This window comes from Luteimonas cucumeris, from assembly GCF_007830035.1.
Lineage (GTDB): Bacteria > Pseudomonadota > Gammaproteobacteria > Xanthomonadales > Xanthomonadaceae > Luteimonas_C > Luteimonas_C cucumeris.
This window is the reverse complement of the sequence record NZ_VLKN01000001.1, coordinates 213619-229144: the sequence shown is the minus strand read 5'-3', so window position 1 is coordinate 229144 and position 15526 is coordinate 213619. Positions and strand designations below refer to the sequence as shown.

General features: G+C 67.4%; 13 protein-coding genes. 8 read left to right on the top strand and 5 right to left on the bottom strand.

What is annotated here, in order from left to right; translation table 11 throughout:
* The gene (locus IP90_RS01050) at window positions 1–867 is read left to right on the top strand and encodes a glycosyltransferase family 2 protein (protein ID WP_144897763.1); all 867 of its coding nucleotides are present in this window, start codon (window positions 1–3) and stop codon (window positions 865–867) included.
* Here IP90_RS01050 and IP90_RS01045 read toward each other — a convergent pair.
* A complete protein-coding gene (locus IP90_RS01045; RefSeq protein ID WP_144897762.1) occupies window positions 860–1855 on the bottom strand; it encodes a glycosyltransferase in 996 nt (331 codons plus the stop codon). The two genes, IP90_RS01050 and IP90_RS01045, sit on opposite strands and share 8 nt — an antisense overlap.
* Window positions 1856–1964: 109 nt before the next feature.
* On the bottom strand, window positions 1965–4298 hold the full coding sequence (locus IP90_RS01040) for an NADP-dependent malic enzyme (protein ID WP_144897761.1): 2334 nt from the start codon (window positions 4296–4298) through the stop codon (window positions 1965–1967).
* 318 nt (window positions 4299–4616) lie between these two features.
* On the opposite strand from IP90_RS01040, the gene dgcN reads away from it, so the two are divergent.
* From dgcN to IP90_RS01020, 4 genes are all read left to right on the top strand, one after another.
* Window positions 4617–5669, top strand: coding sequence for an N-acetyltransferase DgcN (gene dgcN, locus IP90_RS01035; protein WP_144897760.1), 1053 nt, complete (start codon window positions 4617–4619; stop codon window positions 5667–5669).
* Window positions 5670–5810: 141 nt separating this feature from the next.
* Complete coding sequence (gene gltS, locus IP90_RS01030) at window positions 5811–7004, top strand: sodium/glutamate symporter (protein ID WP_144897759.1); 1194 nt, start codon at window positions 5811–5813, stop codon at window positions 7002–7004.
* Between the two features lie 59 nt (window positions 7005–7063).
* A complete protein-coding gene (locus IP90_RS01025) occupies window positions 7064–7963 on the top strand; it encodes a LysR family transcriptional regulator (protein WP_144897758.1) in 900 nt (299 codons plus the stop codon).
* A gap of 67 nt (window positions 7964–8030) precedes the next feature.
* A complete protein-coding gene (locus tag IP90_RS01020) occupies window positions 8031–9362 on the top strand; it encodes a hypothetical protein (protein ID WP_144897757.1) in 1332 nt (443 codons plus the stop codon).
* Here IP90_RS01020 and IP90_RS01015 read toward each other — a convergent pair.
* Both IP90_RS01015 and rsgA read right to left on the bottom strand, forming a co-directional pair.
* Window positions 9359–10621: a flavohemoglobin expression-modulating QEGLA motif protein gene (locus IP90_RS01015; protein WP_144897755.1), complete on the bottom strand. Its 1263-nt coding sequence runs from the start codon at window positions 10619–10621 to the stop codon at window positions 9359–9361. The genes IP90_RS01020 and IP90_RS01015 overlap by 4 nt on opposite strands.
* A gap of 75 nt (window positions 10622–10696) precedes the next feature.
* On the bottom strand, window positions 10697–11788 hold the full coding sequence (gene rsgA / locus IP90_RS01010; protein ID WP_144897753.1) for a ribosome small subunit-dependent GTPase A: 1092 nt from the start codon (window positions 11786–11788) through the stop codon (window positions 10697–10699).
* 208 nt (window positions 11789–11996) lie between these two features.
* Between rsgA and IP90_RS01005 the strand changes: the two genes are divergently transcribed.
* From IP90_RS01005 to IP90_RS00995, 3 genes are read left to right on the top strand one after another with little or no spacing between them, the layout of a single operon-like run.
* Window positions 11997–13241 (top strand): aminotransferase class I/II-fold pyridoxal phosphate-dependent enzyme, encoded by a 1245-nt coding sequence (locus tag IP90_RS01005; RefSeq protein ID WP_144897751.1) that lies wholly within the window; start codon window positions 11997–11999, stop codon window positions 13239–13241.
* Between the two features lie 18 nt (window positions 13242–13259).
* The gene (locus IP90_RS01000; protein ID WP_144897750.1) at window positions 13260–13886 is read left to right on the top strand and encodes an SGNH/GDSL hydrolase family protein; all 627 of its coding nucleotides are present in this window, start codon (window positions 13260–13262) and stop codon (window positions 13884–13886) included.
* The gene (locus IP90_RS00995) at window positions 13883–14578 is read left to right on the top strand and encodes a class I SAM-dependent methyltransferase (RefSeq protein ID WP_144897748.1); all 696 of its coding nucleotides are present in this window, start codon (window positions 13883–13885) and stop codon (window positions 14576–14578) included. The genes IP90_RS01000 and IP90_RS00995 overlap by 4 nt, the downstream gene beginning before the upstream one ends.
* 59 nt (window positions 14579–14637) lie before the next feature.
* Here the strand turns inward: IP90_RS00995 and IP90_RS00990 are convergent, their stop codons facing one another.
* A complete protein-coding gene (locus IP90_RS00990; RefSeq protein WP_144897746.1) occupies window positions 14638–15456 on the bottom strand; it encodes a polysaccharide deacetylase family protein in 819 nt (272 codons plus the stop codon).
* Window positions 15457–15526 lie beyond the last annotated feature (70 nt).

Here is a 15526-nt window from a genome sequence, read left to right as displayed (position 1 = left end):
ATGCGCTGCAGCCTGCTGGTCACCACCTACAACTGGAAGCAGGCCCTGGCCGCGGTGCTGGCTAGCGTGCGCCGGCAGACCCGGCTGCCCGACGAAGTCATCGTGGCCGACGACGGCTCACGCGAGGACACCCGCGACCTGCTGCTGGCGCGGGCCCGGGATTTCCCGACCGCGCTGCGACACGTGTGGCAGCAGGATCTCGGCTTCCGCGCCGCGAGCATCCGCAACCGCGCCATCGCCGCAAGTCGCGGCGATTACGTGGTCTGCATCGACGGCGACATGGTGCTGCACCCCGATTTCATCGCCGATCACCTGGCGCTGTCCGAAACCGGCAGCTTCCTGCAGGGCGGCCGCCTGCAGGCCACCGCGGACTACACCCGGCGCCTGCTGGCCGGAGAACGACCGTCGTTCGCGCCCTGGATGCCGGTGGATTTCACCGCGACGCATGGCGACGAACGACGCCATTCCCTGCGCTGGCCCTGGATGGCCCGGCACAAGGCGCGCTCGGCACATGCCGGCGTGACCGTGATGAGTTGCAACATGAGTTTCTGGCGCGCGGACCTGATCCGTGTCAACGGTTTCGATGAGCGCATGGAAGGTTACGGCAGCGAGGACCTGGAGATCGACGCGCGCCTGCGCAACGCGAACGTGCGGCGGCGACGCTTGAAGTTCGCGGGGCTGGCCGTGCATCTGCTGCACGACTCGCGCGCACCGGTCGATCCGGAGGACTTGTCGCTGCCCAACAACCGGGTACTGCAGGAAACGATACGCCACGCAACGACGCGCTGCGAACTGGGCATCAATCAATACATCGATGAGTATAGGCTGCCGTTGCCCGACCTGCGCGACGCGGCCACCGTCAACTGAGCAGCGGCTCCAGTGCATCGCGCAGGCGTCGGCTGAAGCCGCGATCATTGGCCAGGAACCAGTCGCGTGCCGCACGTCCGATCTGCTTCAGCTCGTCATCCGATAGCGCCAGCAGCTGCTCGACCCGCGCTTCAAGCACGCTCTCGTCGAAGAAATAGGTGGTCGCCAGATGCTGGATCCCGGTGGACGCATAATCTACCAGCACGCCACGATTGGCTTGGACCAGTTCGTTCATCGGCGCGGCGTCGGTGGTGATCGCGACCGCGGCCACGCTCATCGCCTCCACCAGGTAGTGGCCGAAGCCTTCCGTTTCCGACGGGCACAGGTGGAACCAGTGGGCATTCTGCAGGCGACGCAACTCGGCATCGTCGATGTAGTCCACGCGGTGGTCGATGTTGGCCACGGCCGGTTCGATCAGCTTGGCCTCGCGCGGGTTCTGCACTACGGTCAGGCGCGGCCACTCGGGATGTTTGCGCCATAGCTCGAGCAGGCGCTGCGTACCCTTGTTCTGGCTGCGTCCGGCCAGGTGGAAGAAACAGCGGTCGCGTGCAACGGATGGATCGTAGCGATCCTCACTGGTGAAGCCGACATGCGCGACGCGATGGCCGTGCTCGCTGAACATCGTCTCCGCATGCCGGGTCTTGGTCAGTACCGCATCCACGCGCGGCAGCAGCGACACGTCGGACCACAGGCACCATTCCGGATTGGGTACGAAGAAATTGCGGCGGGCGAACGGAATGTCCTCGGTACGGATGTGCTCCAGCATGATGTTGGCGTCGTAGGGATAATGCTCCCTGCCACCCATCAGCCGCTCCCGGGTAAGGCGCAGGTGCATCCGCAGGGGACGAGACCATTTGCGCAACTTGCCCCTGCCCACGGGACTGAGCCGCACGTCATAACCTGCTTTTTCCAGCGCGGTCGCAAGCAGGCGCAGGTCGCGGGAAAGGCCGACGCCGTTGTCCCATGCGATCAGGTTCAGGACAGGCATGCAGGTCTCGGCATCTTGAAGTTCACGCAGCTGCTCCCCCGGACATTCGCAGTCATCGCCGTGACCTGGAATACGTCCGGATATGACCACAAAACAAGACGCAAGCCAATCAACCCGGCTCGTCCCGCATCAACCGCCCGCTGGCCTCGCCGGCTTCGCGCTGCAGCTTGCGGATCTGTGCCTCGACCGCGGCGATCGCGGTCATGTTGATGATCCGGCGCGCGGTCGAGGCCGGGGTCAGGATGTGCGCCGGCAGCGAGACGCCCATCAGGATCGGGCCGATGGCCACGCCGTCGGTCATCACCCGCACCATGTTGTAGGTGATGTTGGCCGCGTCCAGGTTGGGCATCACGAACAGGTTGGCGCGGCCGGTCAGGGTGGTGTTGGGAAACATGCGCTGGCGCAGCATTTCGTCCCAGGCGGTGTCGCCCTGCATCTCGCCATCCATATCCAGGCGCGGCGCACGCGTCTTCAGGATCTCGCGCACGCGCCGCATCTTGGCGGCGCTGGGATTGTCGTGGCTGCCGAAGTTGGAGTGCGACAACAGCGCCACCTTCGGCTCGATGCCGAACAGCTTGAGCCGGTAACTGGCCTGCAACGTCGCCTCGGCGATCTGCTCGGCGGTCGGGTCGACCTGCACGTGCGTGTCGAGGAAGAACCACGCGCCCAGGTGGTTGATCACGCCGGTCATCGCCGAGGTGCTCTGGACGCCATGATCCAGCGGGATCACGCTACGCAGGTAGCCGAGCTTCTTGTGGAAGCGGCCAACCAGGCCGCTGATCAGCGCGTCGGCCTCGCCGCGCTGGACCATGATCGCGGCGATCAGCGTCGGCCGCGAGCGCAGCAGGTTCTTGGCTGCTGCCGGGGTCACGCCACGGCGTTCGGTGAGCGAGTGGTAGTACTGCCAGTAGTCGTTGAAGCGCGGGTCGTCGTTGATGTTGGTGAGCTCGAAATCGACGCCGGCGCGCATGCGCAGGCCGAGGCGCTCGATGCGCGCCTCGATCACGTCCGGGCGACCGATGAGGATCGGCGTGGCCAGCTGGTCGTCGATCACGGTCTGCACCGCGCGCAGCACCGTTTCCTCTTCACCTTCGGCGTAAACCACCCGCTGCTTGTCGGCGCGGGCGCGATCGTAGACCGGCTTCATCAGCAGGCCGGTACGGTAGATGAACTGGCCGAGTTTCTCGCGATAGGCATCCATGTCCATGATCGGCCGCAGCGCGATACCCGAGTCCATCGCCGCCTGCGCCACGCACGGCGCCAGCATCATCAGCAGGCGCGGGTCGAACGGTCGCGGAATGATGTAGTCGCGGCCGAAGGTCGGCACGTCGCCGCCGTAGGCGCTGCCCAGGTCCGATGATTCCATCCGCGCCAGCTTGGCGATGGCGCGCACGCAGGCCAGCTTCATCGCCTCGTTGATCTCGGTCGCGCCGGCATCGAGCGCGCCACGAAAGATGTACGGGAAGCAAAGCGCGTTGTTGACCTGGTTGGGATAGTCGGAACGGCCGGTGGCGATGATGCAGTCCGGGCGCACCGCCTGCGCGTCTTCCGGCAGGATTTCCGGATACGGGTTGGCCAGCGCCAGGATGATCGGTTGCGGCGCCATCGCCGCCACCATTTCCGGCTTCAGCACGCCGCCGGCGGACAGGCCCAGGAAGATGTCGGCGCCATCGATGATCTCGGCGAGGCTGCGCTTGTCGGTGTCGCGCGCGTAGCGCTGCTTGTCCGGGTCCATGTGGTCGCGGCCGGTGTAGAGCACGCCATCGCGGTCCACGGCCAGGATGTTTTCCGGCTTCATGCCCAGCGCCACCAGCATGTCCAGGCAGGCGATGCCGGCGGCGCCGGCGCCGGCGGTGGCGAGCTTGACGTCCTCGATCTTCTTGCCGGCCACTTCCAGCGCGTTGAGCACGGCGGCGCCGACGATGATCGCGGTGCCGTGCTGGTCGTCGTGGAAGACGGGGATGTTCATCCGCTCACGCAGCTTGCGCTCGACGATGAAGCATTCCGGCGCCTTGATGTCCTCGAGGTTGATGCCGCCGAAGGTCGGCTCCAGGCTGGCGATGATGTCGACCAGCCTGTCGGGGTCGCGCTCGTCGATCTCGATGTCGAACACGTCGATGCCGGCGAATTTCTGGAAAAGCACGCCCTTGCCTTCCATCACCGGCTTGCCGGCCAGCGGACCGATGTCGCCGAGGCCGAGCACCGCGGTGCCATTGCTGATCACCGCGACGAGGTTGCCGCGCGCGGTCAGTTCGCTGGCGGCATTGGGGTCGGCGACGATCGCCTCGCACGCAAAAGCCACGCCTGGCGAGTAGGCCAGCGCCAGGTCGCGCTGGGTGACCATCGCCTTGGTCGGCACCACCTTGATCTTGCCCGGTGGCGACAACCGGTGGTAGTCGAGCGCGGCCTGCTTGAAATCGTCGTTGGACGGGGTGTCGGACATCATCGCTGTTGCCGTTGTCGGGCCGTTGATTCTAGCGGTTTCCAATATGGGCCCATCGGCCTCGATGGATTGACAAACCACGATAGCGCTTCGACCACGGGTGCGGACGAGCCGCGACGCCTGCCGTCGGTGCACGTCACGCACGACGTGCCTGATCGGATTCGTGATGCCGACCCCATGCATAACCCGCGGCTATGCATGACCTGCGTCTGGTCAATGGCCGAAACCCGCTCGGCCGCATAAGGTGGCCTACGCAACGCAACCTTCGGCTCGCTGTCGATCCCGACCGCAGTCACCCACTCGAGGAACCGCCCACCGATGTCCCGGCTCGACCCCCTTCCCGAACAGGCTGGCCACGCCAGCCGTTGGCCGCCGCCGTTCCTGCTGTACCTGGGCAATGCCGCCGACGACCTCGCGGCCAAGACCGCGCGCGGGCTGGCGCATTGGCGCCCCGGCTGGTGTGTCGGCCAGTACCGGGACGTGGACTGCAGGGCCACGCTTGGGCTGGCTGACCTGGATTTCGCGCAGGCGCGCGCCGCGGGTGCCAACACCATGATCGTCGGCGTCGCCAACGCCGGCGGTCGCATGGACGCGCACATGGTCGACCACATGATCGCCGCACTCGACGCCGGCATGAACGTGGCCTCGGGGTTGCACGAGCGGTTGAGCGCGCATCCGCGCATCGTCGCCGCCGCCGAGCGCAACGGCCGTTTCCTGTTCGATGCGCGCGAAGCGCCGAAGACGCCGGTCGGCAACGGTGGCCGCCGTGCCGGTCGCCGGCTGCTAACGGTGGGCACCGACTGTTCGGTCGGCAAGATGTACACGACGCTGGCGCTGGAACAGGAAATGCACCGCCGCGGCCTGCGCGCCGACTTCCGTGCGACCGGGCAGACCGGCATCTTCATCGCCGGCAGCGGGATACCGATCGACGCGGTGGTCGCCGACTTCATTTCCGGCGGCATCGAGTGGCTGTCGCCTGCGCGCGACGATGGCGGCTGGGACCTGATCGAAGGCCAGGGCTCGCTGTTCCATCCGTCCTACGCCGGCGTGTCGCTGGGGCTGCTGCATGGCGCGCAGCCCGACGCACTGGTGCTGTGCCACGAGCCGGACCGGCCGCACATGCGCGGACTGCGCGACTACCCGCTGCCCGCGCTGGCCGCGTGCCTGGAAGCCAACCTGCAGGCCGCGCGCCTGACCAGTCCGGAGGTGATCGTGGCGGGCGTGGCGCTGAACACTTCGCGGCTGGCACCCGAGGCGGCGGCGCGCGCCTGCCGCGAAGTCGAGGAAGCACTGGGCGTACCGGCGGAGGATCCAGTGACGATGGGTGTGTCGCGGATCGTCGACCGGTTGCAGGCCAGCTTCGCCGGCTGAGCGGGTTTGCCAGGTTTCGAACGAGCGGCCAAGGCGTTCTTGGTCCAGAAGCCGGCCAGCCGTGCATTGCCACGGCTGACCCGCGGCACGCAACGGTCATCGGCCACTGCACGCGCCGCCACGAATCGGGGATCATGACGCATGCTCGAACTCGACGCGGTACAGACGCTGGCCCTGGGCGGCCTCACGCTTTTCGCCGGCTATGCGCTGTGTCGCGCGATCCCGGTGTTTTCCCGCTACAACCTGCCGGCGCCGGTGGTCGGCGGCCTGCTGGTGGCCCTGCTCGTGCTGTTCGCGCATGCGCAGGGCACGGTGCTCTTCAAGCTGGACACCGGCCTGCAGAACCCGCTGATGATCGCGTTCTTCACCACCATCGGCGTCAACGCCAGCGTCGCGCTGCTGCGGATCAGCGGCCGCCAGGTGCTGATATTCCTCGCCCTGGCCACCGGCTTTGCGGTGGTGCAGAACCTGCTCGGCATCGCGGTGGCGACGGCATTCGGCCTGCATCCGCTGTTCGGGGTGCTGGCCGGATCGACCACGCTGACCGGCGGTCCGGCAACCGGGCTGGCGTTCGCGCCGCTGTTCGAGGAGGCCGGTGTGGCCGGTGCCGAATCGGTCGCGGTGGCCTCGGCGATGGCCGGCATCGTCTGCGGCGGCCTGATCGGCGGCCCGGTGGTCACGCTGCTGATCCGCCGTTTCGGACTCAGGTCGCAGGCCGCGAACCTGCCCGAGCCGGCGCCGGATGCCGTCGTGGCGGCGATGCCGGACGAGGCTGCGCGCGAGTTCGGCGCGTTGAAAAGCATCGTCGTGATCCTGGTGGCGATGTGGCTGGGCTCCTGGGTCAGCGCCGGCCTCGCCGCGGCTGGCCTCACCCTGCCGGCCTACGTCGGCGCGATGCTGGTCGGTGCACTCATCCGCAACATCGACGACCGCAGCGGCTGGATCGGCCTGTCGGTGCCGACCACCGACCTGATCGGCAACGTCTGCCTGGCGCTGTTCCTGTCGGTGGCGCTGATGAACCTGAAACTGTGGGAACTGGCCGGCCTGGCCTTGCCGCTGCTGGTCAATCTGGGACTGCAGGTGGTGCTGGTGGCGCTGTTCTGTGGCGTGGTGTTCCGGGTGATGGGCCGCGACTACGACGCGGCGGTGATGGGCGGCGGCTTCATCGGCTTCATGCTCGGCACCACCGCCAATGCGATGGCGGTGATGCGCACCCTCGTCGAACGTTACGGCATGGCGCCGCGCGCATTCCTGGTGGCGCCGCTGGTGGGCGCGTTCTTCATCGACTTCACCAATGCGCTGATCATCACCGGCTTCATCAACTTCTGGCATTGAGCCGCTTTTCCGCGTCCACGCCGCTGGCCATGCGCACCGGCTGCGCCTAGGATCGACGCATGCGTTTCCGACAGATCGAAGTGTTCCATGCCGTCTACACGACGGGATCGATCAGCGCCGCCGCGCGCGCGCTGCACGTGTCGCAGCCCTCGGTCAGCAAGGTCCTGCACCACACGCAGGACCAGTTGGGACTGCAGCTGTTCACCCTCGTGCGTGGCCGCCTGGTGGCCACCGACGAGGCCCACGCACTGTTCATCGAGGTCGCCGAGATCTTCAAGCGGCTGACCTCGCTGCAGAAGACGGTCGGCAACCTCAGAAACCTCGGCGGCAGCCACATCCGGCTGGCCGTGGTGCCCTCACTGGGCCTGCAGGTGGCGCCGCTGGCAATCGCGCGTTTCCGCGAGCGCCACCCCGAAGTCACTTTCGACGTGCAGACCTTGCACCACGACAACCTGTTCGAGGCGCTGTACGAACGTTCCTGCGACATCGCGGTGGCCTACGATCCGCTGCTGCATCCGCGCATGCAGCGGCGCGAGTTGGGCAGTGGCGAGTTGATGCTGCTGTTCCAGAAGGCCCGCCTGCCGGATGCGGACGCGACGGTGCCGCTGCGCCTGCTCGACGGCCAGGACGTGGTCGGCCTGACCACGGGCGGGCCGGTCGGCGACCTGTTCGCCCGCGAGGTCCAGCGCCAGGACATCGCCATCCGCGAGGTCGTTTCGAACCAGACTTTCTACATCGCCGCCGCCCTGACCCGTTGCGGTGCCGGCATGGCGGTGGTCGACGAATTCACGGCGCGCGCCAGCGTCGATGCAACCACCGCTTTCCGCCCCTTCGAGACACCGATCCGCTTCAAGGTCGAGTGCGTCCACCTCGAGGACCGCCCGCCTTCGAAGGCCGCCGCACAGTTCATCGCGATGCTGGCGTCGACGCTGCGCCAAGTGCGCGAACCGCAGGTGTAGCTGGCATCCACCGGGCATTGGCGCCGATCCGACCGTGCCCGACAATATGGCGATGAATACGGACACGATGGCGGCGGCCGCACGACGCTCTTCCCGCGGTTGGTGGCTGCCGGCCGGCGTCTTTGCCGTCGTGCTGCTGGCGCAGTGGCCGCTGCTGTTCAATCCGGGCTACTTCAGCCACGACGAACTGCAGTGGGCTGCCTTTGCCCAACGCGGCACCACCGTGGGCTGGTTCGATCTGGACGTATTCCAATACCGGCCGCTGACCTTCAATCTGTGGCTGTGGCTTTCACATGGCCTGTTCGACACGCCGCAGTTGTTTCATGCACTGCTGGTGGCCTGGGGGTCAGTCAACGCGGTGCTGCTGTACACCGCTGGCCGCCGTTTCGGCATGCAGGCGTGGCCCGCCGCGTTCGGTGCGGCCGCGTTCGCGCTTGGGCCGTATGCGGCCTACACCCATGGCTGGATCGGCACGTTGGGCGACCTGCTCTGGCTGAGTTGCGCCCTGCTCGCGGTATTGGGCACGCAACTGGCGCGCAGCCACATCGCCGCTGCTGTCTGGGTAGCGTTATGGACCGCATGCGGCCTGCTCAGCAAAGAAGCGGCTTTAGCGATCCCCGCTTTGCTGGCAGTGGCTTGGTGGTTCGATGAGCGCAAGCCGCGCTGGTTGGTCGTGGCGATCGCCTCTGGCACGATAGCGGCATTTTATCTGGCCCTGCGCCTGGAAGTGCTGTTGTACATGCCGCGCGAAGGCGCGCAGTACACGATCGGCCTCGCGAACGTGCCGCTGCGTTGGCTCGAATATCAGTTGTTCCCACCGATCTTTCCGTTGCTGGAGGTTTTCACCACCTTCCGTCGTGGCTTTGGCTGGCCGCTCGTGATCGCCACGTTGTTATGGTTGGGAATGTGCTTTGCATTGTGGCAGGCAGGCAACCGCCTGCTGGCGTTGTTCCTGTTCGGCGGAATCGCTGCGCTGGCACCGGTACTTCCGATGGCCAGCAGTTGGAACCAGTACGCCTATGGATTCGCCGCGGTGACCGCGATGTGCATCGCGGCGGCATGGCCACACACTACCCGCGTCGGCCGCTTCGCCATCACCGTGTTCGCGACGCTAGTGGTCCTGCACGGGGCCGTGGTCATGTTGCGTATGTACCAGGTCGGACGGGTTCAGTCCGTATTCTCGCCTGCACTGGCAGATGCGGTGGAGCATCACCGTGCCGCCACACCGCTGCGCCTGCGGATCGGCGACGGCGCCAAGGACTGGATATTCCGGCGGCTGACACATGACATTCCCGAGTATCAAGGTGTCGCTATCGGCGAACGCGTGCGGCTGGTGGGCGATGGCGAGACAGCCGAATACGTGATCGAAGCCGATGGCCATCTCATCCCACTCCGCTAGAGCTCCAGCAGCGGCGATTCGGTCTCGACCTGGTCCAGGCGTATGCGGTTGGCGAACAGCGAGAACGCCAGCATCCCGGCCAGACCGTTGGCGCGCGATACCCATTGCGGCAGCCAGCGCGGCGGATGGATCACGCCGGCATCGAACAGCGGCTCGAAGCGCTGCACGTCGGCCAGGGTCATCTTGCCGGCGAACAGCAGCCGGCACAGGCGCAGCTTGCGCTGGCGCAGCGCCCAGCGGAAAAAAGTGTGCACGCCGATCAAACCACGCAGGTACACCGCGTCCTTGGTGAACGCGGCACCGCCGGTCACCGGCACACCGCGGTACACGCGCTGCGCGGAGGCGAAGCTTTCGACCTCGTTCTGCCCGGCATCGAGGAAATAGCGGAACACCTCGATGAAATCGGCGCCATCCATCGCCATCGCCACCGCCTCGATGCGCAGGCTCATCCGCTTCATGCGCTCGATGTCGATGCTGCCGGTGATCTGCTCGGCGAACGTCGCCAGCCCTTCCTGGGTCGCCGTGGTGCGCGGGGACGACAGCGCCAGGCTCGCCAGATGCGGTTGTTCACGACCGTTGAGCGCGGTCAGCGAGTGCACGAATGCTTCGTGCTGCAACAGCTGGTGGCGGTCGTAATCGCTGAACGAGGCGCCGGCGCGCAGGCGGATGCGGGTCGCCCCGGCGGCGGCCTTGGCGATCAGTTCCGGGTCCATCACCACTTCGATCATGCGCTGGTCGAAGAAGTCGTCGAGGTCGGACTGCAGCTGCAGGGACAGCGCCGTGGCCGAGATCGCGACCTGTTCCGACGGCGCCAGCAGCTCTCGATCCAGTTCGCTGGCGATGTCGATGAAATGCCGCGCCGCCTCGCGCGTGGTCGGACCGTTGCCGGGCAGGTGCTCTTCCGGACCACCGAACAGGCTCAGCGAGTGCGTGGTGACCGCGTGGGTGCCAAGCGCTTCGAGCAATTGCGCGGCGATCGACCAGCTCTGCGCCGACTCGACCAGGTAACGCCCGAGCGGATGCGCGGGATCGGCGGCCGCGATGATCGCCGCCAGTTCGCGCCGCGCCTCGGAAAAATCCAGCTTCGGGTATTCCACCCGTGGCAACACCGGCTGGCCACGCGCGAATGCTTCGAGGAATGGCGGTTGCAGGTGCGCCGGCCAGCTGACCAGGCCCAGCAGTTTCAGCTCGCGCACCGCGACGACCATGCGCGCGTCGAGCGCGGCGTGGTGGGCGATGTCGTGCGTGATGGCACTCATGGCGCGCGTGCGGTCATTGCGGCGAACGCCGCGATGAGCGCCAGGAACAAGGGCTGAAAGCGAAGTAGTGCGCCTTCAATGCTTGCCATATTTGTCGTCCAGGCGCTTGTTCAGGGCCTTGCTGAGCACGCGCTTATCGGCCTTCTGCGCCAGCCGCGTGGCCAGCTTGTCGGCGGCGTCGGCGACCTCGTCGCGCAGCTTCAGATAATGCGCGTAGCGATCCGGATCCAGCCTGCCCGCTTCCAGCGCCGCGCGCACCGCGCAGCCGGGTTCGCGTCCGTGCTGGCAGTCGCGGAACTTGCACTGTTCGCCCAAGGCCTCGATGTCGGCGAAGCCGCCGTCGGCGAGGTCCTCTTCGCCAGTGGGCTTGAGTTCGCGCATGCCGGGCGTGTCGATCAGGCAGGCACCGGACGGCAGCGCGATCAGAGTGCGATGTGTGGTCGTGTGGCGGCCGCGCGAATCTGACACGCGCACGTCGCTGGTCTTCATCCGCTCGCTGCCCAGCAGCGTGTTGGTCAGCGTCGACTTGCCGGCACCGGAGGAACCGACCAGCACCACGGTCCGCCCGGGCTGCAGCCACGGCTCCAGTGCGGCGACGCTGTCGCGGTCCTTGGCGTTGACCGCGCGCACCGCGACGTCCTGCGCGGCCAGGTCGACCAGCGCGGCCATCGCCGAGTCGACGGACGAGGCCTCGGCTTCGATCGCCTTGTCGGCCTTGGTCAGCACCACCACCGGTTCGCTGCCGCCGCTGCGCACCAGCAGCAGGTAGCGTTCGATGCGGCGCGGGTTGAAGTCGGCATCCAGGCCGCAGACCACGAACACGGTGTCGATGTTGGCCGCGATCACCTGCTGCTTGTAGTGCTCGCCGGCGGCGCCGCGCTTGATCCCGCTGCGGCGCGGCAGCAGCGCGACGATGGCCCCACCGGCGACCAGCACCCAGTCGCCGACTGCGGCGCGATCCTGTGCCGGAAAACGCGGACGCTGCCAGTCCGGCGGCGATTCGACTCGCGCGCCGTCGTCCGGCCCCTCGGCGACCACATAGCCGGAACGATGCTGCTCGATCACCCGCGCCGGCCGCGCCTGCGGATGCGCCGCGATCGGCGACAGCCAGTCCGGGTCGGTGACGGGACCATCGAATGGCCAGCCGATTGCACGCAGCGGCGTCATGATCCTGCCCCCATTGCCCGGCAGGACGCGCGGCGCGCGGCGGCGCGCGGCGGCATTCCGTCGGACGGAGCATTGCCGCTGCGCGGCCAGCCGATCGCACGCAGCGGAGTCATGTTCGCGGAAGCATCTGCATGCCCGGATTCTATGCGAGTCGAACGCCGCTGCGGTTTCGGCTAGTCTGACCAGCCCTTCTGCCGCCTCCCGTCCGATGTCCCCGCCCACGCTGCCCACGCGCCAACGCCTGTCCGAAGTCCGCTACGAAATCCGCGGCGAACTGGCCCGGCGGGCCCGCGAGCTCGAAGGCCAGGGCCGCACCCTGATCAAGCTCAACATCGGCAATCCGGGTGCGTTCGGCTTCCGCGCGCCCGAGCACCTGCAGCGCGCCATCGCCGACCACATCGCCGGCACCGATCCCTACACCCACCAGCAGGGCCTGCCGCAGGCGCGCGAGGCGATCGCCGCCTTCCACAAGGCCCGCGGCACGCCGAACGCGGCGCCGGAGCGCGTGTTCATCGGTAACGGCGTCAGCGAGCTGATCGACATCTCGCTGCGCGCCTTGCTCAATCCCGGCGACGAAGTGCTGCTGCCCTCGCCCGACTATCCGTTGTGGTCCGCCGCGACCATCCTCAACGATGGCCGTCCGGTCTATTACCGCTGCGATCCGGACAACGGCTTCCTGCCCGATCCCGAGCAGATGGAATCGCTGGTGTCCTCGCGCACCCGCGCGATCGTGCTGATCAATCCGAACAATCCCACTGGCGCCGCCTATCCGCGCGCGCTGCTGGAGCGCATCGTCGCGATCGCGCAGAAGCACGGCCTGCTGTTGATGGCCGACGAGATCTACGACGGCATCCTCTACGACGGCCATGCCTTCGAACCGATCGCACCGCTGGCCGGCGACCTGCCGTGCCTGTCGTTCGGCGGCCTGTCGAAAGTGCATCGCGCCTGCGGCTGGCGCGTCGGCTGGGCCGTGCTATCCGGCGATCCGCTGGCCTGCGGCGACTATCACCATGCGATGGACCTGCTCGGCGCGCTGCGCCTGTGCGCCAACGTGCCGGGCCAGTTCGCGATCGAAGCGGCGTTGCACGGCCACGACACCATCACCGCGCTGTGCGAACCCGGTGGCCGCCTGTACGAAGCGCGCCGCGCGTTGATCGAATGCTGCACGGCCAGCGAACACCTGCAGCTGGTCGCGCCACAGGGCGCGCTGTATGGTTTCCCGGCCGTGGTCGGCACGGCCGGCGTCGGCTTCGACGATCACGCCTTCGCGCTGGAGATGCTGGAAAGCGAGGACGTGCTGATCGTGCCCGGTTCCAGTTTCAACGTGCCCTATCGCAACCATTTCCGGGTGACACTGCTGCCGGAACCGGAGCAGATGCGCGAAGTGTTCGCACGCATCGACCGCGTGCTGTCGCGGCGCGCGATGGACACCACGCATGCGGCAGTCGCCTGAAAGCCACCCAAGGCACGCATGACCGATCACGCGCGAACAAGCACTTACCTGGCCCTCGGCGACAGCTACACCATCGGCGAGGGCGTGGCGGAGGATGGCCGTTGGCCACTGCAACTGGCACGCGCCCTAGGCAGTGAGGGCATCGCACTCGCCGAGCCGCACATCGTCGCCACCACCGGCTGGACCACCGACGAACTCGATGCCGCGATCGATGCCGCACAGCCGCCCTGCGATTACGACCTCGTCAGCCTGCTGATCGGCGTCAACGACCAGTACCGGGGACGTGAACTCGGGCAATACCGCGAACGGTTCGCCGCCTTGCTGCGGCGCGCTATCGGGTTCGCTGGCGGCCGCGCAGATCGCGTGCTGGTGATGTCGATTCCGGACTGGGGCGCGACGCGCTATGGCCGCGATTCGGCGCGCGACCTGCGCCAGGTTGCGCGCGAACTGGATGCCTACAACGCCGCGGCGCGGGACATCTGCGCGCAGCACGGCGTCGCTTTCGTCGACATCACCACGGCCAGTCGCGAGCACGACGGCGACGGCGCGATGCTGGCCGACGACGGCCTGCATCCATCGGAGGCGATGTACGCCGAATGGACGCGACTGGCGCTGCCAACCGCCCGCAGGCTGCTGGCGGCATGAACAGCGCGACGCTTCCGTTTCCGCGCCAGCACGCCAGCGACATCGCGCGAGCGTTCCTGCCGGCACGCTGGTGGGGCAACCGTTACGATTACTACTACACGCGCGAAAAACTGGCCAGCGATCCGCTGTATCCGGGCGTACTGCAGGCGCTGCGCGGCAGCGGCGCGCCGGTGCTCGACCTCGGCTGCGGCCTGGGCCTGCTCGCGCATGCGCTGCGCCGCGACGGCCAGGCCCTGGCCTATTACGGCGTCGACAACGATTCGGACAAGATCGCGCGCGGCCGCGTGGCCGCCGCCCGGGTCGGATTGCACGATGCGCGTTTCGAGGTCGTCGACCTCGCCCACGCATTGCCTTCCCATCAGGGCAGCGTCGCCATCCTGGACGTGCTGCAGTACCTGCCGCAGCTGGCGCAGCAGCGCCTGCTCGAAGCCGCGATCGCGATGCTCAACCCCGGCGCGCGGCTGGTGATACGCGCGGCGCTGGACGACGGCAGCCGACGCGACAACACCACCCGCCTCACCGACCGGATGGCACACCTGATCGGCTGGATGCAGTCGTTGCCGGTGCACTACCCCAGTGCGAACGCCCTGCGCGATACGCTGCAGGGTGCGGGACTGCAGGTCGAATTCGCACCGCTGTACGGCAGGACGCCGTTCAACCACTGGCTGATCGTGGCCGCACGCGGCGAATGAACCATCGCAAACACGCTTCGCTCGCTTGCAGAGGATGTCGTGCCGCCGCATCGAATGGCTCAGACGGGACGACGCTCCGTCGCCGCGCCCACCAGCATCGACGTGAAGTCCAGCTCTTCCGGCAGCACCGTTCGATAACCCAGCGCGTCCAGCCGCTGCAGCAGCAATCCGATCGTTTCGACATTGCGCCCGTGGCGCGCGCCTTCGTGCAACAGGACGATCGCGCCCGGCGACAGCCCGCGTTCGATTCGCGCGACGATGGCGGCAGGATCGCCGTCGACCGCGTCGAACCCGCGCGTGCTCCACGCCGCGCGCGCCAGGCTCAGGTCGCGCAACGGCGCCGACACGAATGGATTGGCCATGCCGACCACGGCGCGGAACCAGCGCGGCGTGACATCGGTGAGTTCTTGTAGAACCGCTTGGCAACGCTCGATTTCCGCGCGCATCCGCCGCGGCCCCAGTGCCCAGAACCAGGCCGATGGATGCGTGGCGCTGTGGTTGCCGATGCCGTGTCCGCGTCGCGCGATCTCGCGCACCAGTTGCGGCCGGGCCGCGGCGCGTTCGCCGACCAGGAAAAAGGTCGCCTTCGCGCCGTGCGCCTCGAGCATATCCAGCAACGCCGGCGTGTCGTCGGACGGGCCATCGTCGATGGTCAGCCACACGCATGGCTCATCGGTCGGCAATCGTGCCAGCACCGGCGCGAACAGGCGCGATCGCGGCCACAACGTGCCCCACACGAACGGCAGGTGCGACAACAGTAGTACCGGCAGTCCGATGCGCCAGCCATAACGCCACCAGATCGCGAACACGATCGACTGCGACACGGCCAGGAACAGCCACCAGGCATGCGGGCGACGCGGCGGGCGGTGGACGTCCATGGCGGCATGATGCCATGCAGGCCGAAGTCGCCCGAGTGGGTTTCACTCGCGCCCTCTCCACCGACGCGAT